Annotated in this window: 11 protein-coding genes, 5 tRNA genes and 1 riboswitch; of the genes, 5 read left to right on the top strand and 11 right to left on the bottom strand. The window is 70.9% G+C overall.

What is annotated here, in order from left to right:
- Positions 1-129: 129 nt before the first annotated feature.
- The 8 genes from GUY59_RS29995 to GUY59_RS29960 form a co-directional block, all read right to left on the bottom strand.
- Positions 130-204, bottom strand: a tRNA-Pro gene (locus GUY59_RS29995).
- A gap of 202 nt (positions 205-406) precedes the next feature.
- Positions 407-1,489: a mechanosensitive ion channel family protein gene (locus GUY59_RS49110; RefSeq protein WP_138207437.1), complete on the bottom strand. Its 1,083-nt coding sequence runs from the start codon at positions 1,487-1,489 to the stop codon at positions 407-409.
- 17 nt (positions 1,490-1,506) lie between these two features.
- Positions 1,507-2,502 (bottom strand): ribonucleotide-diphosphate reductase subunit beta, encoded by a 996-nt coding sequence (locus GUY59_RS29985; protein ID WP_138207435.1) that lies wholly within the window; start codon positions 2,500-2,502, stop codon positions 1,507-1,509.
- An 11-nt stretch (positions 2,503-2,513) separates the two neighbouring features.
- Positions 2,514-4,724: a ribonucleoside-diphosphate reductase subunit alpha gene (locus GUY59_RS29980; RefSeq protein ID WP_252375195.1), complete on the bottom strand. Its 2,211-nt coding sequence runs from the start codon at positions 4,722-4,724 to the stop codon at positions 2,514-2,516.
- Positions 4,725-4,851: 127 nt separating this feature from the next.
- Positions 4,852-5,046: riboswitch (cobalamin riboswitch) on the bottom strand.
- A gap of 4 nt (positions 5,047-5,050) precedes the next feature.
- Positions 5,051-6,010 carry a Bug family tripartite tricarboxylate transporter substrate binding protein gene (locus GUY59_RS29975; RefSeq protein ID WP_138207431.1) on the bottom strand — a complete coding sequence of 320 codons (960 nt, stop codon included), beginning with the start codon at positions 6,008-6,010 and terminating at the stop codon, positions 5,051-5,053.
- A gap of 105 nt (positions 6,011-6,115) precedes the next feature.
- Positions 6,116-6,910 (bottom strand): SAM-dependent methyltransferase, encoded by a 795-nt coding sequence (locus GUY59_RS29970; protein WP_252375194.1) that lies wholly within the window; start codon positions 6,908-6,910, stop codon positions 6,116-6,118.
- A gap of 71 nt (positions 6,911-6,981) precedes the next feature.
- A complete protein-coding gene (gene glmS / locus GUY59_RS29965) occupies positions 6,982-8,802 on the bottom strand; it encodes a glutamine--fructose-6-phosphate transaminase (isomerizing) (protein WP_138207429.1) in 1,821 nt (606 codons plus the stop codon).
- A gap of 13 nt (positions 8,803-8,815) precedes the next feature.
- Positions 8,816-9,091, bottom strand: a complete 276-nt coding sequence (locus tag GUY59_RS29960) for a hypothetical protein (RefSeq protein WP_132339810.1) — start codon at positions 9,089-9,091, stop codon at positions 8,816-8,818.
- Between the two features lie 235 nt (positions 9,092-9,326).
- On the opposite strand from GUY59_RS29960, the gene GUY59_RS29955 reads away from it, so the two are divergent.
- The 5 genes from GUY59_RS29955 to GUY59_RS29935 all read left to right on the top strand — a co-directional run bounded on the left by GUY59_RS29955 (position 9,327) and on the right by GUY59_RS29935 (position 11,839).
- Positions 9,327-11,375, top strand: a complete 2,049-nt coding sequence (locus tag GUY59_RS29955; protein WP_236667627.1) for an N-acetylmuramoyl-L-alanine amidase — start codon at positions 9,327-9,329, stop codon at positions 11,373-11,375.
- A gap of 92 nt (positions 11,376-11,467) precedes the next feature.
- Positions 11,468-11,539, top strand: a tRNA-Gly gene (locus tag GUY59_RS29950).
- Between the two features lie 15 nt (positions 11,540-11,554).
- Positions 11,555-11,625 (top strand) — tRNA-Cys (locus GUY59_RS29945).
- Between the two features lie 48 nt (positions 11,626-11,673).
- Positions 11,674-11,745, top strand: a tRNA-Gly gene (locus tag GUY59_RS29940).
- A 19-nt stretch (positions 11,746-11,764) separates the two neighbouring features.
- A tRNA-Val gene (locus GUY59_RS29935) sits at positions 11,765-11,839 on the top strand.
- 198 nt (positions 11,840-12,037) lie between these two features.
- On the opposite strand, the gene GUY59_RS29930 is transcribed toward GUY59_RS29935, so the two are convergent.
- The 3 genes from GUY59_RS29930 to GUY59_RS29920 are packed head-to-tail and all read right to left on the bottom strand — an operon-like array spanning position 12,038 to position 15,318.
- Complete coding sequence (locus GUY59_RS29930; protein ID WP_138207427.1) at positions 12,038-12,820, bottom strand: DeoR/GlpR family DNA-binding transcription regulator; 783 nt, start codon at positions 12,818-12,820, stop codon at positions 12,038-12,040.
- A gap of 15 nt (positions 12,821-12,835) precedes the next feature.
- Positions 12,836-13,837: a 4-hydroxythreonine-4-phosphate dehydrogenase PdxA gene (gene pdxA / locus GUY59_RS29925; protein ID WP_138207424.1), complete on the bottom strand. Its 1,002-nt coding sequence runs from the start codon at positions 13,835-13,837 to the stop codon at positions 12,836-12,838.
- The gene (locus GUY59_RS29920) at positions 13,834-15,318 is read right to left on the bottom strand and encodes a four-carbon acid sugar kinase family protein (protein ID WP_201761508.1); all 1,485 of its coding nucleotides are present in this window, start codon (positions 15,316-15,318) and stop codon (positions 13,834-13,836) included. Before GUY59_RS29920 ends, pdxA begins: the two co-directional genes overlap by 4 nt.
- Positions 15,319-15,510: the final 192 nt, after the last annotated feature.

Genomic DNA, 15,510 nt, shown 5'->3' with positions numbered 1-15,510 from the left:
ACCGGAGAACTCCTGCGCGAGCTGACCATCGACCCCGCCCGCGACTACCAACCCCAGGCAAACCCCAACACGACGAAACCCCCGAACCCGTAGGTTCGAGGGTTTCCGATGTCCTGAGACATCACACTGTCCGAGTGGCAGGATTCGAACCTGCGTCGCTCCTGCACCCAAAGCAGGCGGGCGGCCAAACTGCCCCACACTCGGTCGCGTATGAGAAAGCCGCCTCGATATCCTCGAGACGGCTTTTCGGGAATCCTTTCAAGGACTATCCGGAAAGCCTCCGCGGCAGCTCAGGACGGGCCGCCGACGGCCGGATGGCGCCCAGCTCACACATGTAGCCGCCCTTTCTGCCGCTCGTCGTTGACTTTCTTACGGTAACCCCGTGATCGGCGTGAATGCCATCTATTTATCGCCGGTCGCGGTCGTCGTCCCATCTCATGCCGGCGCGCGTCTCCGGGGTGTCGACGCGGAAGCGGGGCAGCGCGTCGGGGTAGTTCTCGCGTACGTGCTCGACGAGGAACTCGCGTACGTCGCACTTGAGGTCCCAGGACGACGGCGAGTCGGCGGCGCTCATCAGGGCGCGCAGCTCGACCAGGCCGTTCGGCAGCACGTCGGTGACCTGGAGCGTCCAGTCCTTCTGGTCCCACAGGGGGTTGTCCTGCAGGAACGCGTACAGCGCCTCCCGCAGTTTGGGCACCGGCACCGACCAGTCCACCCGCAGGTAGACCACGGCGAGCACCCGGCTGCCGTGCCTGGTCCAGTTCTCGAACGGGTTCTGGGTGAAGTACGACACCGGCAGGACCAGCCGCCGCTCGTCCCACAGCCGCAGCACGACGTAGGTGAGGGTGAGCTCCTCGATCCTGCCCCACTCTTTCTCGACCACCACCACGTCGTCGAGGCGGAGGGCGTCGCTGAAGGCGAGCTGGAGCCCGGCCAGCGCGTTGCCGATGGTCGGCTGGGCGGCGATGCCGACGATGGCGCCGGCGATGCCCGCCGAGGCGAGCAGGCCGGCGCCGAGCGCCCGCATCTGCGGGAAGGAGAAGAGCATGGCGCCGAGCGCGATGACGATGAAGGCGGCGGAGGCGATGCGGCGTACCAGCGCGATCTGCGTCATGATCCGCCGCGCCCGCCGGTTGCGCTCGCCTTCGACCTGGACCAGCCGGTCGAGCACGACGTCCGTCAGCGCGTACGCCGCCTGCACGATCAGCCAGGTCATCGCGGCGATCGTGACCAGTCCGAGCGCGTGCTCGACCGTCGCGGCCAGGCTGCGTTCCGCGACCGTCCTGCCGAACATGCCGGGACTGATCACCAGGTTGCATGCCACCACGACGGCCACCGCGAACGCCGGCCAGGTGCAGTGCTCCACGAGGTGCCGGGCGAGCGCCCATTTACGGCCGATCCGGTTCAGCGCCCGCCGGGCCACTTCCACGAGGAGGACCGAGCCGATCACCGCGATGGCGAGAATCGGCCAGCCCGCCGGAGACTGCACTCATGCCCCCAAATGTCCTAGAAAGACTCGTCAAAACTCACATTTCCCTCAACCGCCACCTGGTAAGCAGAGACCCGCCGCTCGAAGAAGTTTGCCAGCTCCTGCACGTCCTGCAGCTCCATGAACCCGAACGGGTTGGCCGAACCGTACCTCCTCGGCAGCCCCAGCCGGACCAGCCGCTGGTCGGCGACGTATTCCAGGTATTGGCGCATCTGCGCCACACCCATGCCCATCATGCCGTCCCCGCACAGGTCCTCGGCGAAGGCCAGCTCGGCGGCCACCGCCTCCTCGATCATGCCGGTGACCTGCTTGCCCAGCTCCTCGTCGAACAGCTCGGGCTCCTCGTCCCTGACCGTGTCGACCACGCTGAACGCGAACGCCATGTGCATGGACTCGTCCCTGAACACCCAGTTCGTCCCCGTGGCCAGGCCGTTGAGCAGGCCGCGCGAGCGGAACCAGTAGACGTACGCGAAGGCGCCGTAGAAGAACAGGCCCTCGATGCAGGCGGCGAAGCAGATGAGGTTGAGCAGGAACTGACGGCGCTCGGCGGCCGTCTCCAGCCGGTGGAGGCCGTTGATCGAGTCGATCCACTTGAAGCAGAACTCCGCCTTGTCGCGGATCGACGGGATGTGCTCGATCGCGGCGAAGGCCTTGACCCGCTCGTCGGGATCGGGCAGGTAGGTGTCCAGCAGGGTCAGGTAGAACTGCACGTGCACGGCCTCCTCGAACAGCTGCCTGCTGAGGTACAGACGCGCCTCGGGGGCGTTGACGTGCTGGTAGAGGTTGAGCACGAGGTTGTTGGCCACGATCGAGTCGCCGGTCGCGAAGAAGGCGACCAGGCGGTTGATCAGGTGCCGTTCCTGCGGCGTCATCCTGGACAGGTCGGCCAGGTCCGTGTGCAGGTCCACCTCCTCGACCGTCCACGTGTTGCGGATGGCCGCGCGGTAACGCTCGTAGAAGCCGGGGTAGCGCATCGGGCGCAGGGTGAGGTCCATTCCGGGGTCGAGCAGCACGACGGGCTCCTTCACTGGCAGGCTTCGCAGGTTTCGGGGTTCTCGAGGGAGCACGCGAGGGCGTCGGCCGTCGCGTGGGCGGACTGCGCGGCCAAGCCGCTCCGCGATGGTGCGGAGGGCTTGCCCTGCGCGGGGACCGTCGTCTGGGCGATGCGGGTGGCGGGGCGCGAGCGCAGGTAGTACGTCGTCTTCAGGCCCTTCTTCCAGGCGTAGGCGTACATCGAGGAGAGCTTGCCGATCGTCGGACCGGCCATGAAGAGGTTGAGCGACTGCGACTGGTCGATGTACGGCTGGCGGGCGGCGGCCAGGTCGATGAGCGCCTTCTGCGGCAGCTCCCAGGCCGTGCGGTAGAGGAGCTTGAGGTCGTCGGGGATGCCGGGGACGGGCTGGACCGAGCCGTCGGCCCGCTTGATGTCGTCGCGCACCTGCTGCGTCCACAGCCCGCGCTCCTGCAGGTCGGCCACCAGATAGCGGTTGACCTGGAGGAACTCTCCCGACAGCGTCTCGCGCTTGAACACGTTGGACACCTGCGGCTCGATGCACTCGTAGCAGCCGGCGATGGAGGCGATCGTGGCGGTCGGCGCGATGGCGATCATGAGGGAGTTGCGCAGGCCGGTCGTCGCGATCTTGTCGCGCAGGGCGTCCCAGCGAGGCGTGCCCGGCACGTAGTGGTCGGGGTGCAGCACTCCCCCGGCGGCCCGGGTGTCGGCGTACGCCGGGTGCCTGCCGCGCTCGACCGCCAGGTCGGCCGAGGTGTCGTAGGCGGCCAGCGCGATCTCCTCGGCGATGCGCGTCGACAACTCCAGCGCTTCGGGCGAGTCGAACGGCAGCCGCAGCGTGAAGAACACGTCGGCCAGCCCCATGACGCCGAGCCCGATCGGCCGCCACCGTCTGTTGGCCTTCTCCGCCTCGGGTGTCGGATAGAAGCCGAGGTCGATGGTGCGGTCGAGGAAACGTACGGACGTGCGTACGGTGGCGCGCAACCGCTCCCAGTCGACGTCCCCGCCCGCGAGATGGGCGGCCAGGTTGACGGAGCCCAGGTTGCACACGGCCGTCTCCCCGTCGCTGGTGACCTCCAGGATCTCCGTGCACAGGTTGGACAGGTGGATGACGTTGCCGGGGCGGCCCGTCTGGTTGGAGGTGCGGTTGGCGGCGTCCTTGAACGTCATCCAGCCGTTGCCGGTCTGGGCGAGGGTGCGCATCATCCGGGCGTACAGGGTCCTCGCGGGGACGCGCCGGACGTGGCGCCCCGCCTGCTCGTACGCGCGGTAGGCGGCGGTGAACTCCTCCCCCCACAGGTCCGTGAGGTCGGGCGTCTCCTTGGGGTCGAACAGCGACCAGGGCTCGTCGGCCTCGACGCGGCGCATGAACTCGTCGGGCACCCAGTTGGCCAGGTTGAGGTTGTGGGTGCGGCGTGCGTCCTCGCCGGTGTTGTCGCGCAGTTCCAGGAACTCCTCGATGTCGGCGTGCCAGGTCTCCAGATAGACGCAGGCCGCGCCCTTGCGCCGGCCCCCCTGGTTGACCGCCGCCACCGACGCGTCGAGCGTGCGCAGCCACGGCACGATGCCGTTGGAGTGGCCGTTCGTCCCCCTGATCAGGGAGCCGCGCGAGCGCACCCGGGTCCAGGAGACGCCGATGCCTCCGGCGTACTTGGACAGCCGGGCCACCTGGCCGTAGCGGTCGTAGATGCCCTCCAGCTCGTCACGCGGCGAGTCGAGCAGGAAGCACGACGACAGCTGCGGCCGGCGCGCTCCCGCGTTGAACAGGGTGGGCGAGCTCGGCAGGTAGGACAGCGTGCACATCAGCGCGTACAACTCGGCCGCCTCGGCGACCGACTCCGCCAGCCCGCAGGCCACGCGGAGGAAGAAGTGCTGCGGCCGTTCCAGCACCTTGCGGGTCTCCGGGTGGCGCAGCAGGTAGCGGTCGTAGACCGTGCGCAAGCCGAAATACTCGAACCGGTCGTCCGCCTCCGCGCGGATCAGCGCGTCCAGCTCGGCGGCGTGCGCGGCGACGAACTCCGCCAGACCGTCCTGAATCAGCCCCGCCGCGTGGGTGGCCGCGATCGACTCGGAGAACGAGCGCACTCCGTGCCCTGCCGCCTCGTCGGCGATCTCCTCGGCCAGCAGCCGGGCGGCGACCCGGGAGGCGGCCGGATCGGCGATCACCCGGGCGGCGGCCTCCTCGATGGCCAGGCGGCGGTCAACCTCAACGATCTGCGTCACGTGCTCTCCTCGCGAGCTCATCCCCGTGAGGGCACGCGAGAGCACTGCGGCATGAATCCACGACCGCACCGGCCCCCGGCCCTCCCTCGAGGCCATGGACACTGCATGGCGGGCGCGTCCGGGGACGCGGCCCTGCATGTCGCGGGCAGGTCTTCGGGCTTGCGGGCGTGCTCGAAAGCGCCTAGTGGCCGTCGCTTCCCGGATCTCTCCAGTGCATGTGACGGCGGTCGTTCCCGCTCACCGCTGCGGGGCAGCCCCGGAATCTCACCGGGTTCCCTTTCGCTCCGCCTCTTGGAGGCGAACCAGCGACGACTAGGATCCTACATCTAGTGGCGGATCCCGCAACCACCCCTGCATCTTGTGGATTTGGTCGTGTCGACCATCCCGAGGTCCCGCAGCACCCCGCGGGTGCGCCGCACCTCGGAGGCGAGCCACAGCTCGAAGTCGTCGCCGGTGAGCGGGAGCGAGAGCCACCCGGCGTCCCGGCATGCCGCCTCCCAGCCGGGCGAGCGGGTCACCTCGTCGCACATGCCGACGGCCGACTCGCGGCTCTCGTCCGGCATGTCATGTGGGCCGAAGGCCGCCATCCAGTCCACGAAGTTCACGCGTACGCCCGACTCCAGCAACGTCGGCGCGTCGAGGTCCGGCACCCGTTCCGCCGAGGACACCGCGAGCGCCCTGATCCGGCCGCGGCCGATGATCGTACGCCACTCCGCGACCCGGCCCGCCGCGGCGGCCGCCTTGCCGGACGAAAGCGCGGCGACGACCTCGTGACGGCTGGGGTAGCCGGTGTAGTCGACCTGCCGGGTGTCGGCGCCGAGCCCTTTGGCGATCAGGCCGAACAGCAGGTGGTCGGGGTCGCCCTGGGGACCCCCGGCCAGCAGCGTCTGCCCTGGCCTGGCGAGCAGGGCGGCGCCGAAGTCGCCGAAGTCCCTGAACCGTGAGTGCTGGGGCACCACCACGACCTCGACCTCGCCGGCCAGCCTGGCCAGCGGGGTGGCGGCGTCGAGCAGGCTCTGGCCCTGGTTGAGCTCGGCCGCGGCCAGCGCGTGCAGGCCGGTCACCGTGACCTGCGGGCCCTCGCCCGTCCCGAACCCCGCGGCGCGGGCCACGCCGGCGAACACCTGACCCGCGCGGGCCCACCGGCGCCCGCCCGGGTTGATCGAGAACCGGGTACGCAGGCCGGCCGCGCCTCCGGTGGCCCGCTGCGTGCCGCAACCGGCCGCGTAACCGGCCGCGCAGACGGCCGCGCCCAGCCCCCAGACCAAGAACCGCCGTCGCCGCATGTGCGCCCCCTCGCCGTGCCCCCTCGTAACCAAAGGTTATTGATCCGTCGCCGAGCGTCACACACCGGGGCCGCGTCGGCGCGCTGCGACGCCCGTGCCGGTGGATCAGGCGGGTCTCCTGGCGACCCCCGCCATCAGCGAGGAGGGCAGCGACCAGTCGCCCACCAGTTTGGGCCGGTCGGGACGCCAGTCGGTGGCCTGCACGAGCCCGGGCGGCTCCAGCGGGAGATCGCCGAAGAACGCGCGGATCTCGGACGGCGTACGGTCGGCGCCCCCCGACGACGAGCCCGACGACGAGCCCGACGACGAGCCACGGGAGGGTGTCCTGGCACGTTCGCCGTCCTCCGTCCTGGCTCTCGTCGTCGCGTGGGAGATCACCAGGTGGCTGCCGGGCGCCAGCCGCTCGCGCAGCGCCGCCACCGCGTCCTGCGGGCCGGCCGTGTCGGGGATGAAGTGCAGGATCGAAACCAGCAGCACCCCGACAGGCTGGGCCAGGTCGAGCAGGGCGCCGGCCCGGTCCAGCACCTCGTCGACGTCGAGCAGGTCGGCCTCGACGAAGACGGCCCTGCCCGAACCTTCGAGCAGGGCCCTGGAGTGCGCGGCGACGACCGGATCATGATCGACGTAGACGACCCGGGCCTCGGGCGCCACCTCGTGCGCGCTGCCCTGGGTCGGCAGCCCGCTGCCCAGGTCGAGGAACTGGCGTACGCCGGCGGCGGCCACGTAGCGCACGGCACGCTGAAGGAAGGCCCGGTTCGCGCGGGCCAGCGGGACCGCCTCCGGGACCAGCTCGGCGAGCTGGTCGAGGGCCAGGCGGTCGACCGCGAAGTTGTCCTTCCCGCCGAGCATGTAGTCGTACATGCGTGCGGGATTGGGCCGCTGTTGGTCGAACTGCCGCACAGTATCGAATTTATGTCGTTTGGAGCCGGATAACACTACCCTGAGGGGAATGTGGCTGATTTGCGGCTCAATTATTCGACTGTGACGCTCTTGGCGAGGTTGCGCGGCTTGTCGACATCCCGGCCGAGCGCCACGGCGGCATGGTACGCGAGCAGCTGCAACGGGATCGTGAGGAGGATCGGATCGAGTTCGATCTCGTTCTTCGGGATCACGATGACGTCGTCGGCCAGCTTCGGGCCGGGCTCGCGGTGGCCGACCATGAGCACCCGCCCGCCACGCGCGCGGATCTCGCCCAGCGTGGTGAGGTTCTTGTCGAGCAGCTCGTCGTCGGGGACGATCGCGACCGTCGGCATCTCGGGGCCGATGAGGGCGAGCGGGCCGTGCTTGAGCTCGCTGGCCGGGTAGGCCTCCGCGTGCACGTAGGAGATCTCCTTGAGCTTCTGCGCGCCCTCGCGGGCCACCGGGTAGCCGCGCACGCGGCCGACGAACATCATGCCGGCGTGGCCGGCGTACTTCTCCGCCAGCTCGGCGATCTTGTCGTCCTGCGCCAGGACCTCCTCGACGTGGCCGGGCAGCCGGCGCAGGCCCTCCACGATGCGCCGCCCGTCGGCCGGCGACAGGTCGCGCACCCGGCCCAGATGCAGCGCGAGCAGCGCGAAGGCCACCGCGGTCGAGGTGAACGCCTTGGTCGAGGCCACCGAGACCTCGGGGCCCGCGTGCAGGTAGATGCCGCCGTCCACCTCGCGGGCGATGGCGCTGCCCACGGCGTTGACGATGCCGATGACCCGGCCGCCCTTGCGCTTGAGCTCCTGCACGGCGGCGAGCGTGTCGTAGGTCTCTCCCGACTGGCTGATCGCGACGTAGAGCGTGTCGGGGTCGACGACGGGGTTGCGGTAGCGGAACTCGCTGGCCGGCTCGGCGTCGGACGGGATGCGCGCCAGCTCCTCGATGAGCTGTGCCCCGATCTGTCCTGAATAGTACGCGGACCCGCAGCCGATGATCTTCACCCGGCGGAAGCTCCGCGTCTCGCGGGCGTCCATGTTGAGCCCGCCGAGGTGGGCCACGTGGAACCGTTCGTCGAGACGACCGCTCATCGTACGGGTGATCGTCTCGGGCTGTTCGGAGATCTCCTTGAGCAGGTAGTGCTCGTAGCCGCCGGTGTCGTAGTGGCCGGCGTCCCAGTCGACGGTCAGCGGCTCCTTGGCCGTCTCGCGGGCGTCGCTGGCGAAGGTGTGGAACCCGTCGGCCTTCAGCACGGCCAGCTCGCCGTCCTCCAGGTGCACGACCTGGCGCGTGTAGCGGACCAGGGCGGCCACGTCGGACGCTGCGAACATCTCCTTCTCGCCGATGCCGAGCACGATCGGGCTGCCGTTGCGCGCCACGACCACCTCGCCGGGCCGCTCGGCGTCGATGACGGCGATGCCGTACGTACCGACGACGCTCTTGAGCGTCTTCCTGACGGCCTCCTCCAGCGAGTCGTTCTCGTCGGCGGCGTGCGCGACCAGGTGCGCGAGCACCTCGGTGTCGGTCTCGGAGGCGAACACCACGCCGTCGGCCTCCAGCTTGGCCCGCAGCTCGCCGGCGTTCTCGATGATGCCGTTGTGGACCACCGCGATGCGCTGGTCGGCGGACAGGTGCGGATGGGCGTTGGTGTCACTGGGGACGCCGTGCGTGGCCCAGCGGGTGTGCCCGATGCCGAGGCCGCCCTTGAACCTCACCGGCACGACCTTGGCCAGGTCGGCCACCCGGCCCTTGACCTTACGGACCTTCAGCCCCTTGTTGGACACCACGACCCCGGCCGAGTCGTAGCCCCGGTATTCGAGCCGCTGCAGACCCTCCAGCAGGATGGGGGCCGCGTCCCTTGGGCCGACGTAGGCCACGATTCCGCACATCGAGTCTCCCTGTTCATCCGTAGACGATCCTGCGGAGCTGTCGCAGCGACAACTCCGGCGCGGCCACCCGGCGGCCCCGTAATTCGGCGGCGATCCTCGGGAAGATCTCGTCGTTCGTGTGACCGCGCGCCTTCAGCTCGCCGTGACGGCGCCGTACGAACTCCTCGGTCGTCTCCGAGAAGTACGCCAGCACGTCGGCGACCACGCGCGCCGCCTCACCAGGCCCGAGCGGGCTCGTCCTCGTGAGGTGAGCGATCAGATCTTCGTACGGGGGCCGTGCCGGTGGCACAGACGAGGACCTTACGGCTCTTGAGCGAGACACGCCATCATCCTGCCCGATATCGGGCAGGATCTAACCCCAACGCCCATCGGAGTGCCCGCGCCCCCTGGCGGCACGGCGATTCCGGCGCATCTGCCGGATGCCGCCTTCGGCGTGATCCCGCAAGTCCCATCCGTATCATCCGGCCCGTCTGACACATCCCTTTCTGAGAACAGTTACGCTGAGTAGTCGCATCGTGACATCCATGGGGGAGATGTTCATGCAGCTCTGGCTCGCCGTCGTCCTGGTCGCCACCGCGCTGAGCGCGCCCGCCCTGCCCGCCGATCTGCCCGCCGATCTGCCCGCCGGCTCTGGAGCCGATGTCGCGGCGACCGGGCGGCAGTCCGACTTCGCCGCCGCCGCCCGCGAGTACGGCGTGCCGGAGAGCGTGCTGCTCGGCGTGGCGTACCTGCAGTCCCGCTGGGACGCCAACGGCGGGCGCCCGAGCACGGCCGGCGGCTACGGCCCGATGCACCTGGTCGACACGTTCCCCGCCGAGGCGCTCGACGGCACGCTCGGGGACGCGCTCGGCGACGCCCGCGGCGACGAGGCCCGCCCGATGCCCAGGGCGCGCGTCGAGCCGCTCGCGTCGTCCGCGCTGCGCATGGCGCAGGACGCGCCGATGGCGACACTCCCCCGAGCCGGCCGCCTCGTCGGCGTCGCGCCCGCCCGGCTCAGGACCGACCCTGCCGCCAACATCAGGGCCGGCGCCGCCCTCCTCGCCTCCTACCAGGAACGTCCCAGCGCCGACCCGGCCGACTGGTACGACGCCGTCGCCCGCTACTCCGGCTCCGACGACCCCGCCACCGCCCAGGGCTTCGCCGACGAGGTGTTCTCGGTGATGCGGGAGGGCGTGGAACGCCGTACGGACGACGGTCACCTGGTGCGGCTGGACCCCGTACCCGACCTGCCGTCCTTCGTCGGCGACCATGAGAGCGAGCCCTGGAGCGATCCCGACGGGTCCTTCGCCGACTGGGACACACCGTCCGACGAGCAGCTCGACGGGGACGCGCCCGGCCTCGCCGGCGAGGGGTACGACAGCGCCAAGGCGGAGTCGGGGGCCCGCCAGGCGGAGTGCCCCGCCGCGCTCGCCTGCGAGTGGATGCCCGCCGCGCACAGACGGTTCGGCAAGAAGAAGCACCGCGACTACGGCAACCACGACCGCCTGAACCGCACCCGGGAGGTCGACTACATCGTCGTCCACGACACCGAGGGCACCTACCGGGGCATCCCCTCCCTGGTCCGCAACCCGAAGTACGTGAGCTGGCACTACACGATCCGCTCCCGCGACGGGCACGTCGCCCAGCACGTCGCGACGAACGACATCGCCTGGCACGCGGGCAACTGGGACGTCAACACCCGCTCGATCGGCATCGAGCACGAGGGATACCTAGCCAAGGGGGGCGCCTGGTACACGGAGGCGATGTACCGCGCCTCGGCCAGGCTCGTGAGGTTCCTCGCCGCCAAGCACGACGTCCCGCTCGACCGCGCCCACATCCTGGGGCACGACAACGTCCCGGGCACCACCCCGGCGACGGTCGCCGGCATGCACGAGGACCCGGGCCCCTACTGGGACTGGGCACACTACTTCGACCTCATGCGCCGGCCGTTCAAGGCGGCCGAGAACGGCGAGTCCGTCATCATCCTCCCGTCGTACGCCACCCACCGTCCCCGCTTCACCGGCTGCGACGCGGCCAAGCCCGCCAAGGCGTGCCCGCCGCACGGCGCCTCGGCCGTCCTGCTGCACACGGCGCCCAAGAAGTCGGCGCCGCTGGTCAAGGACGTCGGCAAACACGGGAACAAGCCCAGCACCCGCAGCGTGTACGACCACGGCGCCCGCGCCTCCACCGGCCAGCGCTACGCCGTGGCGGAGCGCGAGGGTGACTGGACGGCCATCTGGTACCTCGGGCAGAAGGCGTGGTTCCACAACCCGGCCTCGGCTCCGACCGCCGTTCCCGCCAAGGGCCCGCTGGTCACGCCGCGCACGGACGGTGTGAAGGTGTACGGCCGGGCCTATCCCGAGAAGTCCGCCTACAAGCTCGCCGCCCACCAGCCACTGCGGCCGCTCCCGTACACGATCGGCACCGGCCAGACGTACTCGCTGGGCGACACGGTCACCGGCTCCTACTACGCCGCCAACGCCTTCCAGCCGTCTCGGCACGTCACCACGACCGGCCGGCTGCGCTATCACCAGATCCAGCTCGGGCACCGCGTGATGTTCGTCAAGGCCAGGGACATGAGGGTGCTCCACTGAAAATGCCTCCACCCGCCTCGTGCCGCGCACGCGCACTCCGGGAAGACGATATGGTTTTCCTGTGACCAGGGCGCGCGCCGCCCGGGGTTCACGCGGAAGTGGCTCAGTGGTAGAGCATCACCTTGCCAAGGTGAGGGTCGCGGGTTCGAATCCCGTCTTCCGCTCGGAGCGAGACTCCTGGTGGAGTGGCCGAGAGGCGAGGCAGCGGCCTGCAAAGCCGTCTACACGGGTTCAAATCCCGTCTCCACCTCGCGACCGGCGGACCCTCCGGGATCCGCTAAAGTAAAGTGCGGCGCACGCGGAAGTGGCTCAGTGGTAGAGCATCACCTTGCCAAGGTGAGGGTCGCGGGTTCGAATCCCGTCTTCCGCTCTGAGTTCACCACTCAAAAGGACGATTAGCTCAGCGGGAGAGCGCTTCCCTGACACGGAAGAGGTCACTGGTTCAATCCCAGTATCGTCCACCAGTTTTCCGACAGCCCCAGCTCATGGCCTGTGCCAGGAGTCTGGGGCTTCCGGTTGTCCCGCATGGGCGGTTACCTGCCTGGCCGGGGATGGCCGGGCAGGGCATCGAGCTGTTCCGACGACCCGGGAAGCGACCGTTGGATCATGCTCTACACGCCACGCGACGCGAATGACCGTCCCCGGTCGAACGCCCGCCTCGGCTACCCGTGGGTCCGCGGGTCCACGACCACCGTCTCCACGCCTTCGGCCGCGAACGGCTTGAGGGATTCGGGGGTCACCGACGCGTCGGTGACGAGAGTCCAGGCGTCGGGCATGCGGGCCCAGGCGTGGAACGGGCGGCGGCCCAGCTTGGCGGCGTGGACCAGCAGGTAGACATGGCGGGAGCGTTGCATCATCAGCTCCTTGAAGCGGGTCTGTTGCAGGTCGGCCTCGCAGATGCCGTCCTCGGCCGTGACGCCGTCGGCGCCCAGGAAGACCCGGTCGAACGTCATCCTGCTCAGTGCCGCCTCCGCCAGCGGGCCCACGAAGCCCTGGCTCACGTGGCGCAGGGTGCCGCCCAGGCACTCCACGTGCACGCCGTCGGCGCCCACCAGTTCCTGCAGGGCGTTCAGGCCGGTGGTGGCCACGGTCAGGTCGGCGGCGTGCCGCAGCTCGTGGGCGAGCGCGCCCGTCGTCGAGCCCGAGTCGAGCAGGATCGTCTCCCCCGGGCGGATCCGCGCGGCGGCCCAGGCGGCGATGGCCCGCTTGGCCTCGAACGCCTCCCCGATGCGCTGCCGCAGCGAGGCCTCGGGATGGGTGACGACCGCCATCGCCCCGCCGTACGTGCGCGCCAGCAGCCCGGCCGCCTTGAGATGGGCCAGGTCACGGCGGATGGTGGACGCCGTCACACCCAGCTGGCCCGACAGCTCCTCGACGCTGGCCAGCCCTGTGGTGGTGGCCAGGCGGACGATCTCGTCACGGCGAGCCTGCGCTGCGCGGCCCATCGATGGCCCCTCCCGTCAGACGCCCCGCGCGGACGACAGCTCTGCCGCCTGGCGGAGCGCCTCGATCATGCTACCGGCGTCGGCGACGCCCTTCCCCGCGATGTCGAAGGCGGTGCCGTGGTCCACCGAGGTCCTGATCACCGGCAGGCCCACCGTGATGTTCACCCCGGCCTCCAGGCCGAGGATCTTCACCGGGCCGTGCCCCTGGTCGTGGTACATGGCCACGACCAGGTCGTAGTCGCCGCGGCCCGCCAGGAAGAACGCGGTGTCGGCGGGGAGCGGGCCGTGCACGTCCATGCCCTCCGCCCGCAGGAGCTCGACCGCGGGAACGATCTTCTGCTCCTCCTCGCCGTACCCGAACAGGCCGTTCTCCCCCGCGTGCGGGTTGATGCCGCACACGCCGATCTTCGGACGCTCCACGCCCGAGCCGCGCAGCGCCGCCTCACCCCTGCGGACGGTCCGCTCGACCAGGCCGGGCTCGATGCGCGCGACCGCGTCGATGAGCCCGACGTGCGTGGTGACGTGGATGACCTTGACCTTCGACGTCGACAACATCATCGACACCTCCGGCGTACCCGTCAGGTGCGCCAGCAGCTCGGTGTGCCCGGGAAAGAGGTGCCCGGCCGCGTGCAGCGCCTCCTTGTTCAGCGGGGCCGTGCAGATCGCCTGGACGTCGCCGGACGTCGCCAGCTCGGCGGCCAGCCATACGTACGTGTAGGCAGCGTGACCCGCGACCGGCGACACCCGGCCCCACGGCAGGTCCTCGGGCAGCAGCCCCGGATCGACGACGTTGATCCGGCCCGGCTCGAAGACGGCCTCGCCCACGCGCTCCACCCTGACCACCTCCGGCTCCAGACAGAGGATCTCCGCGGCCCTGCGCAGGCGTCCCGCGTCGCCGATGACGACCGGGCGGCAGAAGGCGGAGGTCCCGGGGGCGAGGAGCGCGCCGACGACGACCTCCGGACCTACGCCGGAACCGTCCCCCATGGTGAGGGCGATGAGAGGAGTGCTGCTCATGTCGGCCTTTCGTCGATGGTGGCGCCCGTGCGGGGAAAGCACCGGGGTCTGAGATGGGCGGCGATGCGCAGGAGGCTGTCCGGTCCGCCGAAGCTGCCCGGCCTCGTCACCACGGAACGGCCGTCCGGGGTCCGGCTGTGCACCGCGCCGTGGTGCACCTGGCCCACGGGGACCATCTCGCGCACGCCCAGCGCGTCGAGCACTCTCCTCGCGGTCTCCCCGCCGGTCAGGACCAGGTCGGCCCGCGTCCCTCCGACCGCCTCCCGGACGATCCGGCCGAGCAGGGCGGGAAGGGCGGGCGGCGCCGTTCCGCGTACGGTCAGCACCGCGACCCCGCCGCCCAGGGCCCGCCGCAGCCGCCCGACGACCGGGTTACTCCCCCTGGCGTCCCTGGGCTCCGCGGCACGGCCACCGACCGCCGTACAGGGAGCCGCCGCCGTGCCGGGGTTCACCGCGTGCAGATCTGCCGCGTCGAGGACCACGGGCACGGCGCCGTGCGCCACGAGCAACCTGGCCTGCTCCGCGGCGGCCGGTTCCGCCGTGCCGACCACGACGAGCAGCGGGCCCGGAGACCACCTGCCGCCCAGGGACGACACGGTGTCGCCCGTAGACGACCCGGTGACAGGAACCGGCGATCCGCCGCCCGGAGAGTGCGGTGGCCCGGCGGGCCGCGCGGCGCCCGCAGCGGCGTTCAGGGTGCGGCCCAGGGCGGCGGCCAGGCCGGCGGCACCGACGAGCCGGGTTCCCGGGTCGCCGGCGAGCGCGGCCGCGACGATCGTGTCCAGGTCGGCGTCGGTCTCCGCGTCGCACACGGCCACCCGCCCACCCGCGACCGTCTCCGCCAGCGCCTCCCTGAGGGCGGCTTGACCGGCACGGACCGTGGCCAGCCCGACGCCTGCCGACGGCACCTCACCAAGGGCCGCAGCCACCGTGCCCGGCCCGGCCCCGGACCCAGTGGCTGGCACAGTGGCCGGCTCAGTGGCCGGCACAGTGGCCGGCACAGTGGCCCGCACAGCGCCCGGCTGAGAGCGCCGTGCACGGGTCGGCCCGCCGGCCGGTCCGACGGCGGGATCGGGGGTGCGTGTTTCGCGCAAGGGGATGCCGTGGATGAGGGGCACACCGTCCACGACCGTGCGACCGGCCTGCGGGAGCGCGGAGGCCAGCACCACGGGCACGGGCGCCGGGCCCGCGAACGTGGTGAGGCAGGCGTGGACGGTGGCGGCGACGTCGCCGCGCAGCAGCGAGTCGATCTTGACGAGGACGTGGCGGCCCGCCGCCCAGGCGAGCGCCTCCCGTACCAGGCCGGCGACCCCGGGACGGTGCCGGGTGTCGAGGTCGGCTACGAGTACGGGCGGCGCGGCGTCGTACGGCGGCCCGGACAGCACGATGCGCGCGGGGCGCGCGGGCGACATGAGCACGGCCGCCGTTTCCGCCGCCCCCGACAGGTCGTCCGCCAGGGCGAACACCGGAGCGTGGCCCACGCCCCCACCTCCAGACCCGTCATATTGCGCGATTCACGCGGCGAGTATTGCATGAAACACGCAAGCTGTGCCACAGTTGCCCGCAAGCAACCGCCGCCGAGGAGATCCTCGGCGGGCTGCTGCGCGGCCGCCGCGACCCGGTGGCGCTGCCACGGCGGGCATCCCGCACCCGGACGCCGGCGAGCACGCGCC

Origin of the sequence: Nonomuraea sp. K271, assembly GCF_009908215.1 — a bacterium.
Taxonomy (GTDB): domain Bacteria; phylum Actinomycetota; class Actinomycetes; order Streptosporangiales; family Streptosporangiaceae; genus Nonomuraea; species Nonomuraea longispora.
Note: the sequence above shows the minus strand (reverse complement) of the source record. Positions and strands in the feature narration are given on the sequence as shown.